This is a genomic window from Flavobacterium qiangtangense (assembly GCF_042658345.1).
GTDB classification, from domain to species: domain Bacteria; phylum Bacteroidota; class Bacteroidia; order Flavobacteriales; family Flavobacteriaceae; genus Flavobacterium; species Flavobacterium qiangtangense.
The window spans coordinates 1-17,673 of record NZ_JBHSQB010000019.1; the positions used below are offsets into that span (position 1 = coordinate 1).

Sequence of the window (17,673 nt, forward strand, 5' to 3'; positions counted from 1 at the left end):
TTTTAGAAATTTTTATTTCCTCCTTTCTCTCACAGCCTGCGCAGATTCCCAATGAACTTCCGCTCTCGCGGGGCGCAAAGGTAATTCGCTTTTTTCTTTCCGGCAAGCTTTTCGTGAAAAAAATTTTGTCTTTTTTCATCCCTCCCTGCCTTCAGTAAATCTTAAGAACTTCGCCGTTATTGCGGGTGCAAAAGTACGCATCTTTTTCGCCTGCGCAAGCTTTTTCTTCATCTTTTTTTGATGTTTTATTCATCTTTACCGTAACTCGCTGGAAGGCTTGCTCTTGGAGGCGGAAGTTTTTTCATCTTTTCCTGAAGTATCCGGGATTTTGGGATGCCTGGGGAAGGCCGAGGCGCTTGTTTTGCCATGCAAGGCATCGAAGGGCATCTGTGCCGGGGCGGCTTTTTTTTGCAGGCTGTCTGCGCGATCCCGGTCCCGGGGCTTCCAGGAATGCGGGAAGGCTTCTCCCCCAGCCCCGATTGGCGGCCGCGAGCTCTTGCCGCCGGGGTTCGGCGGGAAGACTGCGGCAGAAAGCGGGAATTGCATGGCCTGATAAAAGAACGGCCTTTCGCTGCAGGGAAATTATACTATATATAAGGAAGGGGTTTGGGTTTCGTGTTTTGGAGAATCGCATTGGGGTTGCTGCGCAAATAAAAAGACAGCCTAGTGGGCTGTCTCTACGGAAAATTGTCCTTATATATTAAGGTAGATTTTCTCATTATATATATGTAAGCGAAAAGATAGTTTTTTGGGATTGACTTCTTGCCCCGAACAATAATGAATCCTACATATGACTCAAGATTTCTTTTTTTAAGGTATCGTACTCGCCTTGCATAATCAATCCGTTGTCTAATAATTTTTTGTAATTCTGAAGTTTTTCAAACAATTCGTCTTGAGACAAATCTTTCAAGGCGCGTTCTTTTGAGCTTGGTATTTCGTCAGGAAATTGTTTTTCATCACGATAACCTGATTGAGAAACCGGAACTATTTCTGCAAAATCAGTCACTTCTTCTGTTTCCACCTCTTCAATCACCTGAGCTTCTTCAATAACTTCTTCTAAAGGTTTCGTAAAGATATCTTCTTCAAGGTCTTCCTCTAAAAAAGTTTTTGACTCTTCAGTAATTGGTTCAACCGTTGCAGTAGCACCATTTTTCAAGATATCTAATTGTTCTTTGGCAAATGTGTTTATTTTTCTCGCTTGCATTTTGGGAATATAATCAATCGAAATTGTCAAGTCTGTTCTTGTGGTAAAAGAAAATTCAGAGCCCAAGATGTTTTCTTTCACAAAAGTTCCGGCCACATCGTCCCATGTATAGTCTGTAAAATCCATTGAAAGCCCTAAATTCTTAGGCTTGCAGATAATAATTCTTTTATTTGTAAGAACGATGCTATCTGGAAAAACGGTAATTGCTGGCTTTTTCTGAACCGCAATATATCCGATTTCTTCATTTTTCATCAATAAATCCGTCAACTTTGAAGTGATTTTATCAATTGCTTTCGGATCTTGTTCTTCGTTCAAAAATTTCTTAATATGTTCGTTCATGATTTTCAGTTTGTAAGTCGCAAAGTAGATAAGTTACTAGTTTTGTTATACAAAAATACTATGTTAATTATAAATTTGATACTTCGTTTTGCAATTTTTTCGTTAAACTTTTGAAAATTAAATCATAAGAATGGTCGATTAATTCCCGAACCATTTTATCGGAAACATCGCTATTTACAGAAATCGTGTTCCAATGCACTTTGCTCATGTGGAATCCGGGTTTGATGTCATCATATTCTGCCCGAAGCTCTTCTGCACGCTCTGGATCACATTTTAAGTTTATAGCTGGATTTCCATTTTCCCACTGCGATAATGACGAAAGTGCAAACATTTTTCCGCCTACTTTAAAAACCAAGGTATCTTCGTCAAACGGGAAATGTTCTGTCACGCCTTTTTTTGAAAGACAAAATTCGAAATATTGCTGGATGTTCATTTTAAAAAATTTTGAAAGATTGAAGGATTTAATAATTGAAAATTTACTGTGGCTTATAAAATTTGATACAAAACTGGTTTACTTGGGGATGCATCATTTTCAAAAGAAGCGATTTGTAGATTCAGCAAATAACTTCCGTCTAAGATTTCGCCTTTCACAAAAATCATTTCTGTGATTGTAGCGTCTAATCGTGCTTCATCATTCAATTCTTGAACATTTTTTACATTCCAAAATGCTTTGTGTGCCAGCAATTTTCCTTCGTCTTTTTCTTTATCAACGCTTGGCAAATCGATCAGCAAATGTTTTATTCCGATTTCTCGGATGAATTTTGAAGCTTTTTCATCCAGATAAGGCGGATTTGTATTAGAATAATTCTTAGAAATTTTTTGGTTTAAATTAGGCAAAGTCCTGATGACAATAGCTTCCGTAGTTTTTCCATTTAACGCTTTTTCAATTTGTTCTTTTAAAATTACAAAATCTTCACCATGGATTTCTGGTTCGACCGAAATTAGTTCCGCTGTAAAGAAAAACGTCTTTAAACTGTCATTAATACTATAAAATTCTTTTGTGATGTGTCCCAAACATTCTGTATGCGTTCCATGTCCGTGTGGGTTGAAGAAAATATTATTAAAATTGGTCGATGATTTTCCTTCAGAAACTTTACCGATCCAATCACCAAAAACGACCGGTTCAATCACCGGTTTTTCAATATACCAAGCAATTGGATTTTCATCAGTATTTGTCAACGTGATGGAAATGTCAATCGGTTTTGAAAAATCAACTTGAAATGTTTGCGAATTATGATTTATGGTTGCTTTCACGTTAGAAATTTTAATATTCAAAGCTAAACTTTTTTAGCATAAATTCTTTCTTTACTTTGCGAAAATCTTTGCGTACTTTGCGTTTGAAATTTAATGCAAAGATTAAAAAGGTTCCGCGAAGTACAGCAAAGTTGAATATTAATCGTTGCTGAGCATAAATAAGTCACTCGCAATTCCATCAGCTAAAAACTTACCTTTTCGTGTGGTTTTCAGCACATTTTCTTCGATGGAAAGCAAATCATCAGCAAGAAATTTTTCAGCTTGTTTCATTAAATAATTTAGGAAATCTGTGCCAAATTCATTTTCAATTCTGTCTAAAGAAATTCCCCAAATTGTTCGCAAACCCGTCATCACATATTCGTTATATTGGTCTTCCCTTGATAAAATTTCTATTTCGTTTGGTAATTTGTTTTCAGCAATTTCTCTCAAATAAATTGAATTGTTTGCAATGTTCCAGCTTCTGGAAATTCCGTTATAACTGTGTGCCGACGGACCAATTCCGATGTATTTCTTACCCAACCAATAAGCCGAATTATTTTTTGAGAAGTAATTTTCTTTCCCAAAATTAGAAAGTTCATAATGCACAAATCCGTTTTTTTGCAACATATCAACCAAAATTTGGAAATGTTCTTGAGCAATATCATCTTTTGGCTCTGCAATTTTTCCGGTCTGGATTAATTTTTTCAAAGCCGTTTTTGGCTCAACAGTCAAAGCATAACTTGAAATATGTGGCATTCCAAAACTCAAAGCGGTTTCGATATTCTGTTTCCACATTTCATTGGTCAAACCCGGAATTCCGTAAATTAAATCGATGGAAATATTGTCGAAATATTTTGTCGCAATCTCTAAAGATTTTTTAGCTTCCGCCGAATTATGTGCGCGGTTCATCATTTTCAAATCGCCTTCAAAAAAAGACTGAATTCCAATGCTGAGACGATTAATTTTAGATTTCGAAAGTTCAATAATTCGTTCTTCAGACAAATCATCTGGATTGGCTTCCAGCGTAATTTCTGGATTTTCAGAAACTTCAAAATTGGAATAAACCTCTTGAATCAGAAAATCAATTTCTTCCAAAGTCAAAACCGAAGGCGTTCCTCCACCAAAATAAATGGTTTCAACTACTTCAGAAACTTCACTTTTTCGCAACTGCATTTCTTTGGCCAAAGCCAAAACCATCTCGTCTTTCTTTTTCATTGAAGTTGAAAAATGAAAGTCGCAATAATGACAAGCTTGCTTGCAGAATGGTATGTGAATGTAAATTCCTGCCATTTTTAGTGTTCAGTATTCCGTTTTGAATTGACTAATTTTCTAATTCGTTTATTTTCTAATTTTATCTTCATTTTGCTTCACGAAAGCATCCCAACCAGAATAACTTTTTGTCCCAACAACTTTCCCTGAATTAAAAAAGTGACAAACTGCGGCCGCCAAACCATCAGTACTATCGAGGTTTTTTGGCAATTCTTTTAGACCTAAAAGTTGTTGTAACATTTTTGCCACTTGCTCTTTGGTGGCATTTCCGTTTCCGGTAATGGCCATTTTTATTTTTTTCGGTTCGTATTCAGTAATCGGAATTTGACGTGAAAGTCCAGCGGCCATTGCAACTCCTTGTGCTCGGCCGAGTTTTAACATCGACTGAACATTTTTCCCGAAGAATGGTGCTTCAATCGCAATTTCATCAGGATGATGCGTTTCAATCAACTCAATTGTTCGCTCAAAAATGACTTTCAATTTCATATAATGATCGTCATATTTGTTCAAAATCAACTCGTTCAATTGCACAAATTCCATCTTTTTATTGACGACTTTGATCAATCCAAAACCCATAATCGTTGTTCCTGGGTCAATGCCTAATATGATGCGTTCGTTTGCCAATTTTTTGGTTTAAAGTTTAAGGTTTAAAAAGTTTAAAGTTGTTCCTTTGCCGAATGATTTCAATTCCCCACAAAGCTAAACAATTCCTCACGTTTCTAATCAAACTTTTGATTGTTGGTGGCGCATTTTATTTTATCTGGAATCAGCTGGCAAATAATGATAAATTAGATTGGAAACAATTTTTAGAATTATTAAATCGCAAAAAATCATTTTGGGGAATTTTATTCCTGCTTTCTTTCAGCTTTTTCAATCGGTTTTTTGAGATTTTAAAGTGGAAGAATTTAGTGCAAATCATTGAAAAAATATCGCTTTCGCAAGCAACTGAACAAGTTTTAAGTGCATTGACCGCTTCTATTTTTACACCAAACGGAATCGGAGAATATGGCGCAAAAGCTTTATATTTCGAAAAAAGAGAAGCTAAAAAAGTGGTTTTCCTGAATTTAATTTGCAACGGAATTCAGATGATTTTGACCATTATTTTTGGAACAATTGGACTTTGGATATTAGGTTTTGGGTCTTGGGTTCTGGCCATTTTTGCAATCTCTTGCTTCTTGTTTTTTGCTTCTTTTCTCTTTAAAAAAATCACCATTAAAGGTTATTCGATAAATCGGTTACTCGAAAAAATAAATGAAATCCCGAAGCAAATTCATCAGAAAAATATCTTTTTAGCAGTTTGCCGTTATCTGATTTTTTCGCATCAATATTACTTTTTGTTTTTGGCTTTTGATGTTGACTTGCCTTATGTTACATTAATGGCAACGATCACAAGTGTCTATTTTTTGGCATCTTCTCTACCTACTTTTCAGTTTTTAGATTTTGCCGTAAAAGGAAGCATTGCCGTTTATTTCTTCGGAATTTTGGGCGTAAACGAATGGATTGTGGTTTTTATCAGTACCTTAATGTGGTTTTTAAATGTGGTGCTTCCGGTAATTATCGGGAGTTTTTACGTCTTTAATTTTAAATCAAAATGGAAATCTTAAATTATATTTTTTTCGGAATCATAGCAATTTATACGTTCTTCATCGGAAGATTAGCATTGGGATTCAAAAAAGTGGCTTCGTTCGAAAGTCTTGAATTATCTCCAAAAACTAGATTTTCAATCGTAGTTCCTTTCCGAAATGAAGCTGAAAATCTTCCCGATTTATTGCATTCCTTTTCGCAATTGGATTATCCGAGATCGCTTTTTGAAGTTGTTTTTGTAAACGATGCTTCCCAAGATAATTCCGTTGAAATCATTGAGAAATTTCCAGCTTTAAGTTTTCCTTTCCAAATAATTGATAACGAGAGAAATTCAAATTCTCCTAAAAAAGATGCGATTTCAACGGCAATAAATCATATTAAAAACGATTGGATTATCACAACCGATGCCGATTGTTTTGTGAGCCAAGCTTGGTTGAAAATTTTAGACAATTATATCCAAAATTACAGTCCTGAAATGATTGTCGGCGCCGTTTCTTACTTTGCCGACGAATCGTTTTTACAGCAATTTCAGCAGCTAGATTTGATGAGTTTGCAAGGCGCAACAATCGGAAGTTTTGGTATCCAAAAACCCTTTATGTGCAACGGAGCGAATTTTGCCTACACAAAAAAGTTGTTCCAAGAAATAAATGGTTTTGAAGGAAACAACGGAATTGCAAGTGGTGACGATGTTTTTTTACTGCAAAAAGCAAATGCAAAATATCCAGAAAAAGTACATTATTTAAAATCAGATGCGAATATTGTCTTGACAAAACCTTTAGAAGATTTCAAATCGCTTTTTTTCCAGAGAGTTCGTTGGGCTTCAAAAACGACTTCTTATAAAAGTAGCTTTGGAAAAACTTTGGCCGTGACAGTTTTCGCAGGAAATTTGGCAATCGTGATATCTTTCTTCTTGACTCTTTTTTCTATCTTCTCTTTTTGGAATTGGTATCTTTTATTCGCTGTAAAAATCTTCGCAGACTTTTTTATTTTATACCAAACCGGAAAATTTCTTAAGCCAAAGTCAGTCAAATTCTTTTTGATTAGCAATTTGTTTTATCCGTTTTTCAGCGTTTCTGTCGCTGTTTTTTCTTTCTTTGGAAAATATGAATGGAAAGGAAGAAGATTTTAGATTGCAGGTTTTAGAACACAGATTTCACAGATTAACACCGATTTTGGAATAGATTTATATTGAAAGTTTTCACGAAAGATTTGAAACAAAATTCAAACAGAAATTAATCTGTGAAAATTTGCGAAATCTGTGTTTAAAATTATTCCACATTTAAAATCACGGGCAAAACAAATTGGGTTTTTACCGGAATTCCACGTTTTAAAGCAGGATTTATTTTTGGGAAATCAGTCAATCGACTGTGAAGAATACTGTCGATTTTTATCTTATCATAAGCCAAACTGTCTGATGGAAATTGTGGCTCAAATTCCAATCTTGAATCTGGATAAACCGTAACTTTAACCTGAATCGTGTCAATCTGCGGATATAAAATCGAAAGTGTATCTAAATCTAATTTCTGCTGGATTGTTACCGTCAAGAAATCAAAAAAGCATTGTTTTCTTGTGGCCGAATCTTTTATTGAATCACAAGTGGCAACTGACGGAAATTCGTCAACTTGTGTCCAGTTTATCTTTTTTAATTCTTGCTGTAACAGTTCTTCCTCAGAAATCTCGCGCTTTTGGAGATTCTGGCAAGAGCTAAAAAAGAGTCCTAAAAAAAGAATTGCAGTCAGTTTTTTCATTATATGTTTGGCAGGCATTTTGTAATATTACGATTTTCAAAAATACTAAAATTAATTTATGGAATATTTTTTATTGATTGCGGGATTTATTTGTGTCATTGCGGGTGTTCTGGGAAGTTTTCTTCCGGTGATTCCCGATGCGCCACTTTCGTGGATTGGCTTGCTTCTGCTATATTTTTGCGACGGAATCGAAACTGAATATTGGACACTTGGAATCACACTTTTAATCGCAATTATCGCAGGAATTTTAGATTACGTCATTCCGGCAAAAGGAACAAAACGTTTTGGAGGAAGTTCCTACGGAATTTGGGGAACCAATATTGGCCTTGTCATTGGATTGATTGCGCCGATCCCATTCGGATTTATTATCGGTCCGTTTGTTGGCGCTTTTGTTGGAGAACTGATTTATGATTCAAAAGATCACAAACGCGCTTTAAAAGCGGCAACCGGTTCGTTTATTGGCTTTTTGGCATCCACGTTTATGAAGTTTGTGGTTTGTATGGCTTTTCTGGGATTCTTTCTTTATAAGGTTTGGGAATTTAGAGAGATTTGGTTTTAGATTATATCAAAAAAAACGGAGCAAATTGCTCCGTTTTCTGTTTTAAAAAAGTAACTAAAGTTATTCAATCACGATTTTTTGTGAGTGAGAGAAATCGTCACCTTTTACTTTTAAGATATATAATCCTGTTTGTAAGTTTCCTGCTTGAATTGTTTTTTCATTGCTGAAGCTTTCATTTTTCAAGCTGTAAACCACTCTTCCGTTGATGTCATAAATTTCTACATCTACGTTTCCAGAGAAATCGTTGATTGCGATATTAAATTGACCACGAGAAGGATTTGGATATACTTTAATTCCGTTTGATTTATCAAAACTATCAACAGACATAAATGTACAGTTTGGACCTGCTGGAAAAGCTGTAAAGTCTTCCACTTGGTCTAATGCGTTGTTTGCAGAACCAGATGATGCGTTTAATCCCATCCCTCTTCTTCTGAATACTTCAGTAATCATACAATAATCTTGACCTCCTGTTGTAGCTTGGTCTGCAGCAATTAAAGCATCTCTATAGTTAACTGTAGATGGCCCACAAGGCTGCAATTTGAAAGCATCAATTGCCAATCTCATTACTTTGTTGTTACCAGCAGTTCCTGTTGCAAGATTAGCATCGAAGCCATATTTTGCAATATAAGCCCAAGTTAGATCCCATAGAACCGCTGCCATAAATTCTCCTCTTGTGTGCTGCAAACCTGTACCTTGGTTAGAATCTGCAAACGTCAAAGGATTTATGCTCATATCTGTAGAATATGGATATGTTCTAATTCCAGAACCTGTTGTTGGTTGATTAGAGGCGTATGTTGCGATAGTTTTTGCCATTGCACCATTATCTGTGCTTTTTGCCAACATCATTAAAGCGATCCAGTCAGACCATCCTTCTCCCATTTGTTCTGCATTTTGCAAACATCCTGCATTTGTTGGTCCACCTGTTAGTCTTGAAGAAATTCCGTGACCATATTCGTGCGCGATAATTCCGTTATCAAAATCACCATCACCGTTTACATATGCAGCAGTCTGCAATTGCAATTTACCATTAACTGTTTCAACTTTCATTCTTGCGATAAGCGGTTCTCCTAAAACTTGAGAGATGCTAATTGCAGGAATAGTAATCGTGGCGTCAGCGCCAGACATTGAGATGTTTCCGTCTACATTGTTTACAATTATAACACCTGTTGCTCCCGCATTTTGAGCGTTTTTCACTTTTTCAGCAAAAGCACACGGAGTACCTCCTGAAGCTTCTGCAACTGATCTTCTGATTACGGCAATTTTTCCGTTTATTGCAATTGCATTTACAGCTGGACCACATGCATCTGCATTGTCAGTCATACCGATATCAGGAGTTCCATCGTTATAAAGTACTAAATCTGACTGGATCATCGCTGGGGCAATTGGAATTGCAACGTGTCCAGGAGAAAAAGCATTGTCAAAACCCACTCTTGGTCCTGCAATATCGGCAGGCGAATTAATTGTTAAAGGCTGTATTGCAGTTGTAGGAGCATTCCATAAATACATTTGCATTCTTGGTCTAGTTCCGTCAGCAGTAATACTAAAATTCGCATTATTTAAATTTGGTGGTGAAAGTTCAGCTCCATCTTGGGCATCTGCTTGTACAGCATCACCTTGAAACGTTACAACTCCTCCACGTCCATAATTGTTTTGTTGAAAGTTACCGTTTGCTTCATTGAATCCATATTTATACCAAACATCATGCATCATGTTGTTCATATAAAAAAGGTTTGTCAAAGCTGCATTTAAATAAGTTGTTGGTTGAGCAGAGTCTCCACCATAAGGAAAGTCAAAAAGTAAAGCGCTTCCACCTTCAGCAGTTGCTCCTCCAATATTATTACCGTCTCTATCATCAACTGCGTGAACATTATTACCTCTTGTAAAAGTATATTCTGCTCCAGCAACTCCATTTGTATCATGCCAACCATAAGGCGAAGAAGTTACATCGTGCGGATTAGTAACCAATTGTCTTGAACCAAATGTTGGCCCTTCAACATTATAAGGATAAACACGGTAAGAACCAGATTGAACGTCTAACATCGAAGCAGTATTCGATTTATAGAAATTTTCATGATAATCAGCTAGTTGACTATTTTGAGTCAAAACGTGAGTATGAGGTTTTTCTCCAAAATTACATTTAACTACCATATCATGTTGATCTAAAAGCTGACCGTTTGATGCGTCAATTCTTACATTCCACATATGTTGGTGTCCAGGAACGTCAATTGTGAAATCCCAAGCTAAAATCAGTTGCCCATTTTCAAGATTTTGGTAATAAACTAAATTAGCAGGAATTGGGTCTAAAGAATTTCCGTTTGAAATCTTAAATTTTTTTGTGCTAATTTGTTCGATAATTTCGTGTGTTCCAGAATTTTGTATTTGCAATTGCGTAAGAGCGCTGTTCAGTCCATTCAGCACAGTAACTGACGGGCTTGTTGCGTTAATTTTCTGTGCAATATTTTTTACAAAACGATCACCGATATTAATGACTTCGTTCTTTTTTACCCAAACATTAGAAACTGCTCCATAGATTTCAGTTCCCAAATAGCGTTGTTTGATGTAATAGTTGTTAATGTTTGTTGAAGTAGAGCTTGCCTCACCCTCAATTACCCAGTCACTAATATCCTGGCTGGTCAAACCAAGTTTAGTCACATTTCTATCCAAGTATTGCTGAATTAACTCTTTATTTGATTGAGAAAATGCAGAAAATTGAATGAAAAAGATAAACAGCAATGTAATTTTTTTCATAATTTAATTTTACGATATAGTTAAGGACACAAATTTATCTAAAATTTTCTTAAATCATAATTTTACGCTATGAAATACAAAACATTAACTATTATCAAATCAGAATTTTAATAGGAATCAACGAGCAGATAAGTGATTTGTTATTTTTAACATCGAAAAACAACTTTTGAGTGTTTTTATTCTATTTCTAAAATTTGAAGAAATCGTAAATTAAAAAACTTGTAGGGGAATTTATGAAACTATCTAAAATCAAAAAAGCCCTCCAAACAAATGGAAAGCTTTTCATTGGTCTAACTACTAAACCTGGTACTTTCGTACCTAAACAACACAACTAATCTTAAAAACCTTTTTGGGACAAAAAAGCCTTTCTTTCGAAAGGCTTCTCCCAATTTAGCGGTCTGGACGGGACTCGAACCCGCGACCCCATGCGTGACAGGCATGTATTCTAACCAACTGAACTACCAAACCAGCGCTTAATTGCGAGTGCAAATATAAGACTCTTTTTTGCTTCTGCAAGCGTTTTTTGAAAAAAAATTAAACTTTTTTTTCGAGTTTTATCCAAACAATTGTTTTTCAACTAAATATGTAGTCAATATTTTTTCGAAATTTTCACCTGTTGACACCGGAACGTACTTGATTTTGTTCTGAGCACACGTCAAAGCTAACTTCTTGAAGTAACTTTCGGTTCTTTTTTCATATTCTTCTTTGATGTTTTCAGAGAATAAATTGACTTCTTCGCCACTTTCAAGGTCAATAAACTTTCGTGGCGTGCTATCGAAATTGAAATTCAGCTCGGTTTTATTATCGACAACGTGAAAAAGAACCACTTTATGTTTGTTGTGTTTTAAATGTTGCAACGCATTTAAAAGCGTTTCCTCTTTGTCAGGTTGAAACATATCTGTAAAAAGAATGATCATCGAACGACGGTGCATTTTTTCTGCGATTTGGTGCAAATAGGTGACCGTGTCTGTGTTTTTAGATTGTTTTGGTTCTGCCAATAAATTCTCCAGTTTGTTTAAAAGCATTCTTTGATGGCGCTCGCTTCCTTTTTCTGGCGCATAATATTCGTATGAATCTGAATAAATACTTAAACCAACTGCGTCTCTTTGTTTTTTAAGCAAATTCATCAATACGGCTGAAGCCAAAACAGAGAAACCGATTTTACTTTCGTAGAATTGTTGCTTTTCGTTCAACTTTGGGTAATGCATCGATGACGAGTTGTCTATAATAAGGTGACAGCGAAGATTAGTTTCCTCTTCAAAGCGTTTTGTATACAAACGGTCGGTTTTTGCGAATAATTTCCAGTCGATGTGTTTGGTGCTTTCTCCAGGATTATACACTTTGTGTTCGGCAAATTCTGCTGAGAATCCGTGGAAAGGACTTTTGTGCATTCCTGAAATGAAACCTTCGACGACTTGACCTGCTAAAAGTTCAAGGTGCTGAAAGCTGGATATTTTTTGTATTTGAGATTCAATCTTCATAAATCAAATATATTAAAGATTCAATGATTAAAAAATTTAAAGATTGCTTTTTAACCGATTGCTTTTCGACAAAGATTGGGACTGACCTCAACAAAAATTCAAATGGTTTCTCAAATAGCCCTGATGCTGCCATTGTTTGAGCTCTTAAACTGGTGACCAAACCGGTTTAAAGCGAGTGGCTGCAGCAGGAAAGTGGATTGCTGAAATTACCTTACCTTTCGCTTCTAAACAAAAAAAAAGCTCAACTTTCGCTGAACCTTTTTGAAACTTTTGCTTTCGAATTATTGCAATAATGCGTCGATTGCGTCTGTGTAATTTTGTTTTGGAGCAACTCCCACTTGTCTTCCAACAACTTCTCCGTTTTGAAAAACCAATACGGTTGGGATGTTTCTAACGCCATATTTTGCAGCAAATTCTTGGTTTGCATCAACGTCAACTTTACCTACAACGGCTTTTCCGTCATATTCTTCGCTGATTTGGTCGATGATTGGTCCAACCATGCGACAAGGTCCGCACCATGCTGCCCAAAAATCTACTAATACTGGTTTATCTGATTTCAATACAACTTCCTCGAACGTTGCATCTGTGATTGCTTGTGCCATATTTTTTTCTTTTTAGTTTAAATTCTATGATACAAAATTAGTGATTTAATCTGTAAAGTTTTGTTAATTGAAAATCAGTTTTGGTTATAAATGTATTAACAAATACTATTTCTGTTTTTAATTTAGCTTGAAATTTAAATTCAAACTTTCTAATTCTCGAAGCAATTCGCCAGAAATATTGACTTTTAATTTTCGGCTCGGCATTGAAAGATACGTGATGACTTTTGTTTCTTCCACAACCGTCGGAACAGCTAATTCCATTTCTTCATCGATAATTTCTTCGTCAGAAACATCTTCTGAAACAACTGGTTCTGCAACAACAGCCGGAATTTCCCTGGTTACTTTTTCGACTTCCATCACTTCAAAAGTCACGTTATTGTCGCCCGAATTTGCTTGGAACAAATGACTCAATTTCGTAATCATTTCTGATTGGAATTCCCTGATATTTAAGGTGATAATTAGCTTTTTAGCGAAACTTCCCAAAACATCCTGCAATTGTTTTGCTTCCAAAAACTGCATTCTGGCTTCTGATTTTTTTCCGGTATCGCGATTTACCCAGCCTTCTTTTACGTTGATTTTGAAAAATATAAATTGGTTGTTCACCAAGAAATGACGGAATTTCAAATATTCTTCATTAAACATTCTGAATTCAAAACTTTCGTCATAACCTTCTAATGTAAACATCGCCCAATCTTTTCCATTTTTTGCGGTTCTATATTGAACATTCGTGATAATTCCTGCAACGGTAAGGTTTTTCCCGACGTGTAATTCTAAATTTTTCAGGTGCTCTAATTTTGCATTGCAGAAATATTTCATCTCAAATTTAAAATCGTCAAGCGGATGTCCTGAAATATAAATCCCCACGACTTCTTTCTCTTTTGCGAGTTTTTCCATCGTGCTCCAATCATCGCACGGCGGAACTACCGGCTCCGGAATCTGAACGTCGCTCGCTTCACCAAACAAACTTACTTGTGAGGAATTCTCGTTCTCTTGGAATTTTGCGCCATAACGAACTGCTTTTTCTAAGAACGTAATTCCGTCGCCCTCATCATGGAAATATTGTGCACGATGTGCCATAAAACAATCGAAACCTCCCGCCAAAGCCAAGTTTTCAAAAGCTTTTTTATTCGCTGCGCGTAAGTCAATTCTTTTGGCCAAATCAAAAATCGATTTGTAAGTCGCGTCTTTTCTGCATTCCACAATGGTTTGAACCGCGCCAGAACCAACGCCCTTAATCGCACCCATCCCGAAACGAACGGCGTAATTTTCGTTTACGGTAAATTTATAAAACGACTCGTTCACATCCGGACCCAAAACCTGCAATCCCATTCGCTTGCATTCTTCCATAAAGAATGAAACTTGCTTGATATCGTTCATGTTATTGGACAAAACCGCCGCCATATATTCCGCTGGATAATGTGCTTTTAAGTACGCCGTTTGGTACGCAATCCAAGCATAACATGTCGAGTGCGACTTGTTAAAGGCATAACTTGCAAAAGCTTCCCAGTCTTTCCAGATTTTTTCTAAAACCACAGGGTCATGACCTTTTTTTGCCGCTTGTTCGACGAATTTTGGCTTCATTTTATCCAAAACCTCTTTCTGCTTTTTACCCATCGCCTTACGCAAAACGTCGGCTTCACCTTTTGTAAAGTCGGCCAAAGATTGCGACAGAAGCATTACCTGTTCTTGGTAAACCGTAATTCCGTAGGTTTCGCCTAAGTATTCTTCACAGGCATCTAAATCGTATTTGATTTCTTCCTCGCCATTTTTTCTTCTAACGAAAGAAGGAATATATTCCAAAGGTCCCGGACGATAAAGTGCATTCATGGCAATCAAATCCCCAAAAACCGTAGGCTTCAAATCCTTCATGTATTTTTGCATTCCGGGAGATTCATATTGGAAAATTCCAACCGTTTCACCTCGCTGGAAAAGCTCATACGTTTCAGCATCATCAATCGGGAAAGTGTCTGGATCTAACTCAATTCCTGTTCGATATTTCACCAATTTAACCGTATCTTTTATCAGCGTAAGGGTTTTCAAACCCAAGAAGTCCATCTTCAATAATCCGGCGCTTTCTGCTACCGAGTTATCAAATTGGGTCACATATAAATCAGAATCTTTTGCTGTTGTAACCGGAACGAAATTCGTGATATCGGAAGGCGTGATGATGACACCGCACGCGTGAATTCCGGTATTTCGCATCGAACCTTCGAGGATTTTTGCTTGCTGAATGGTTTCCCCAGCCAAATCGCCTCCGTTTGCAATCGCGATTAATTCTTTAATTCCGTCAAATTCATCCGAACGTAAAGCCTTTTTGACATCTTCTTCTTTTTCGGAAATAAATCGAGCCAAATTCCACTTTGAAGGCATCATTCCCGGAATCAATTTTGCAATTCTATCGGCTTCAAATAAAGGTAAATCCAATACACGAGCCGTATCACGAATCGCAGATTTTGTCGCCATTTTACCATAAGTGATAATTTGGGCCACCTGATTTTTTCCGTATTTGTTGATAACGTAATCCATCACGCGACCACGGCCTTCATCATCAAAATCGATATCAATATCGGGCATCGACACACGGTCTGGATTTAAGAAACGCTCAAAAAGCAAGTCGTATTTGATGGGGTCAATGTTGGTAATTCCCAAACAATAAGCCACCGCAGAACCTGCCGCAGATCCACGACCCGGCCCAACCGAAACATCCATATTTCTGGCTTCGGCGATGAAATCTTGAACAATCAAGAAATATCCCGGATAACCAGAATTTGAAATTGTCAGCAATTCAAAATCCAAACGTTCTTGAATATCTGGCGTGATTTCACTGTATCTTTTTTTGGCGCCAACCATCGTGAGGTGACGCAAATATTTATTTTCTCCACGAACTCCGCCGTCTGCTTCATCTTCAGCAACAAAAAACTCTTCAGGAATATCAAATTTCGGAAGCAAAACGTCACGGTAAAGCGAATAAATTTCGACCTTGTCAACGATTTCCTGAATATTGATAATCGCATCTGGCAAATCAGAAAATATCTTTTTCATTTCGTCTTGCGACTTGAAATAATATTCTTGGTTTGGCAATCCATAACGATATCCGCGACCGCGACCAATTGGCGTTGCCTGTTTTTCACCATCTTTTACACACAGCAAAATGTCGTGTGCGTTGGCATCTTCTTTATTTAGATAAAAATTATTGTTTGTTGCAATTAATTTGACGTTGTGCTTTTGGGCGAATTCAACCAACGTTTTATTGACACGATTTTCGTCTTCTTGATTGTGGCGCATAATTTCGAGATAAAAATCATCTTGAAATTGTTCTTTCCACCAAATCAAGGCTTCTTCGGCTTGATTTTCACCAACATTCAGAATTTTACTCGGAATTTCTCCGTATAAATTTCCGGAAAGCACCATAATATCTTCCTTGTATTGTTCAACTATCGCACGGCTAATTCTTGGAACATAATAAAATCCTTCGGTAAATGCAATGGAAGACATTTTGGCCAAATTATGGTAGCCTTTTTTATTTTTTGCTAAAAGCACAACTTGATTTCCGTTGTCTTTTTTGGTTTTATCTAAGTGATTGTCGCAGATATTGAACGTACATCCGACGATTGGTTTGATTTCAATTTCTGTTGGTTCTTCACCGCTTTCAACCAACGTTTTATTTTTGGCGGAAGCCGCTTTATTGTGGTTCATCACCGCACTCACAAAGTGAAAAGCGCCCATCATATTCGCCGTATCGGTCATTGCCACAGCGTTCATATTATTTTTGGCTGTCGCCGAAACAATATTTCCGATTGCGATTGTGGATTGCAAAACCGAAAATTGCGTGTGATTGTGCAAATGCGCAAATCTGGCCGCTTGAAAATCTCTTTTGTCAGATTCTGAAACCGTAGTTTGTTTTCCGGTAGATTCTAAAGCTTTTAACTGCTCGCGAATTTTATCAGAAGCCGCTTTTAAGTTAATATGTCTTAATCCGATTAATTGAAATTCCTGCGGATTTCTGGTTTTGAAATCTTGAAAATAATCAGCCGGAACATCAAGTTCTTCTTTTGTGAAAATTTCTCTTCTAACCAATTCAAGGAAACAACGCGTGGTTGCCTCAACATCGGCGGTTGCGTTGTGTGCTTCTGCGAAAGGTTTGTTGAAAAGAAAACTGTGTAATTCAGTCAATGTCGGAAGTTTGAATTTCCCACCACGGCCTCCAGGAAGTTGTAATAAAGAAGCCGTAACTTCTGTACAGGTGTCTAAAACTGGCATGGAACTCATTTGAGATTGCACGCCCATTCTGTGAAATTCAGAACCCATAATATTGACATCAAAACCTAAATTTTGTCCGACAATAAATTTAGTCTTGCTCAAAGCAATGTTGAATTTGGCTAAAACTTCGGCTAAAGAAACTCCGTCTTGCATTGCCAATTCTGTGGAAATTCCGTGGATTCTTTCAGCGTCATACGGAATATTAAAACCTTCTGGCTTGACTAGATAATCTTGGTTTTCGATTAGATTTCCCATTTCATCATGCAATTGCCAGGCAATCTGAATGCAACGAGGCCAGTTATCTGTATCGGTAATTGGGGCGTCCCAGCGTTTTGGTAATCCGGTGGTTTCTGTATCGAATATTAAGTACATTGCTAGAAATTAGGGTTTTATGTTTTTGGAAAATCAAAAAGTGTGATTGACAAAATTAAGTTATTTTTTTGAAAAAAAATGTGGTTATAGAAGTGTGTTGATAAGTATTGACGTTAAAATTTTGGAACTTTAAATGGTATGAAATTTCAGCTTTAACATTAGCAGTTTACCATATAAGGCATTTAAGAACATAGAAAGTATGGTGTTTATTTTTTTTAGGCTTTCCGAAAACTGGAAATTGGCGTGTGGCTTTTACATATAAGACATTTAATAA

Annotated in this window: 13 protein-coding genes and 1 tRNA gene; 3 read left to right on the plus strand and 11 right to left on the minus strand. The window is 36.6% G+C overall.

From position 1 onward, the window contains the following. Window positions 1–784: 784 nt before the first annotated feature. The 5 genes from ACFPVY_RS15875 to ruvC all read right to left on the minus strand — a co-directional run bounded on the left by ACFPVY_RS15875 (window position 785) and on the right by ruvC (window position 4,669). On the minus strand, window positions 785–1,543 hold the full coding sequence (locus tag ACFPVY_RS15875; protein ID WP_379793123.1) for a PH domain-containing protein: 759 nt from the start codon (window positions 1,541–1,543) through the stop codon (window positions 785–787). A gap of 67 nt (window positions 1,544–1,610) precedes the next feature. Further along, window positions 1,611–1,976, minus strand: coding sequence for an MmcQ/YjbR family DNA-binding protein (locus ACFPVY_RS15880; protein ID WP_379793124.1), 366 nt, complete (start codon window positions 1,974–1,976; stop codon window positions 1,611–1,613). Between the two features lie 53 nt (window positions 1,977–2,029). Next, entirely contained in the window at window positions 2,030–2,797 is a 768-nt protein-coding gene (locus ACFPVY_RS15885; RefSeq protein WP_379793184.1) for a cyclase family protein, read from the minus strand. A 138-nt stretch (window positions 2,798–2,935) separates the two neighbouring features. Next, entirely contained in the window at window positions 2,936–4,066 is a 1,131-nt protein-coding gene (hemW, locus tag ACFPVY_RS15890) for a radical SAM family heme chaperone HemW (protein WP_379793125.1), read from the minus strand. 48 nt (window positions 4,067–4,114) lie between these two features. After that, window positions 4,115–4,669, minus strand: coding sequence for a crossover junction endodeoxyribonuclease RuvC (gene ruvC, locus ACFPVY_RS15895; RefSeq protein WP_379793126.1), 555 nt, complete (start codon window positions 4,667–4,669; stop codon window positions 4,115–4,117). Between the two features lie 53 nt (window positions 4,670–4,722). On the opposite strand from ruvC, the gene ACFPVY_RS15900 reads away from it, so the two are divergent. Beyond that, a complete protein-coding gene (locus ACFPVY_RS15900) occupies window positions 4,723–5,649 on the plus strand; it encodes a hypothetical protein (protein WP_379793127.1) in 927 nt (308 codons plus the stop codon). After that, window positions 5,637–6,758, plus strand: a complete 1,122-nt coding sequence (locus ACFPVY_RS15905; protein WP_379793128.1) for a glycosyltransferase family 2 protein — start codon at window positions 5,637–5,639, stop codon at window positions 6,756–6,758. Before ACFPVY_RS15900 ends, ACFPVY_RS15905 begins: the two co-directional genes overlap by 13 nt. Window positions 6,759–6,897: 139 nt before the next feature. Here ACFPVY_RS15905 and ACFPVY_RS15910 read toward each other — a convergent pair whose 3' ends face one another. After that, window positions 6,898–7,377, minus strand: coding sequence for a hypothetical protein (locus ACFPVY_RS15910; RefSeq protein ID WP_379793129.1), 480 nt, complete (start codon window positions 7,375–7,377; stop codon window positions 6,898–6,900). Between the two features lie 58 nt (window positions 7,378–7,435). Between ACFPVY_RS15910 and ACFPVY_RS15915 the strand changes: the two genes are divergently transcribed. Further along, window positions 7,436–7,936, plus strand: coding sequence for a DUF456 domain-containing protein (locus tag ACFPVY_RS15915; protein ID WP_379793131.1), 501 nt, complete (start codon window positions 7,436–7,438; stop codon window positions 7,934–7,936). Between the two features lie 60 nt (window positions 7,937–7,996). Here ACFPVY_RS15915 and ACFPVY_RS15920 read toward each other — a convergent pair whose 3' ends face one another. The 5 genes from ACFPVY_RS15920 to dnaE all read right to left on the minus strand — a co-directional run bounded on the left by ACFPVY_RS15920 (window position 7,997) and on the right by dnaE (window position 17,399). Beyond that, window positions 7,997–10,684, minus strand: coding sequence for a T9SS-dependent M36 family metallopeptidase (locus tag ACFPVY_RS15920; RefSeq protein WP_379793132.1), 2,688 nt, complete (start codon window positions 10,682–10,684; stop codon window positions 7,997–7,999). 394 nt (window positions 10,685–11,078) lie between these two features. Continuing rightward, window positions 11,079–11,152 (minus strand) — tRNA-Asp (locus ACFPVY_RS15925). A gap of 86 nt (window positions 11,153–11,238) precedes the next feature. Beyond that, entirely contained in the window at window positions 11,239–12,165 is a 927-nt protein-coding gene (locus ACFPVY_RS15930; protein WP_379793133.1) for a DUF58 domain-containing protein, read from the minus strand. A 281-nt stretch (window positions 12,166–12,446) separates the two neighbouring features. Then, window positions 12,447–12,767 (minus strand): thioredoxin, encoded by a 321-nt coding sequence (gene trxA / locus ACFPVY_RS15935; protein WP_379793134.1) that lies wholly within the window; start codon window positions 12,765–12,767, stop codon window positions 12,447–12,449. A gap of 117 nt (window positions 12,768–12,884) precedes the next feature. After that, window positions 12,885–17,399 (minus strand): DNA polymerase III subunit alpha, encoded by a 4,515-nt coding sequence (gene dnaE, locus ACFPVY_RS15940; protein WP_379793135.1) that lies wholly within the window; start codon window positions 17,397–17,399, stop codon window positions 12,885–12,887. Window positions 17,400–17,673 lie beyond the last annotated feature (274 nt).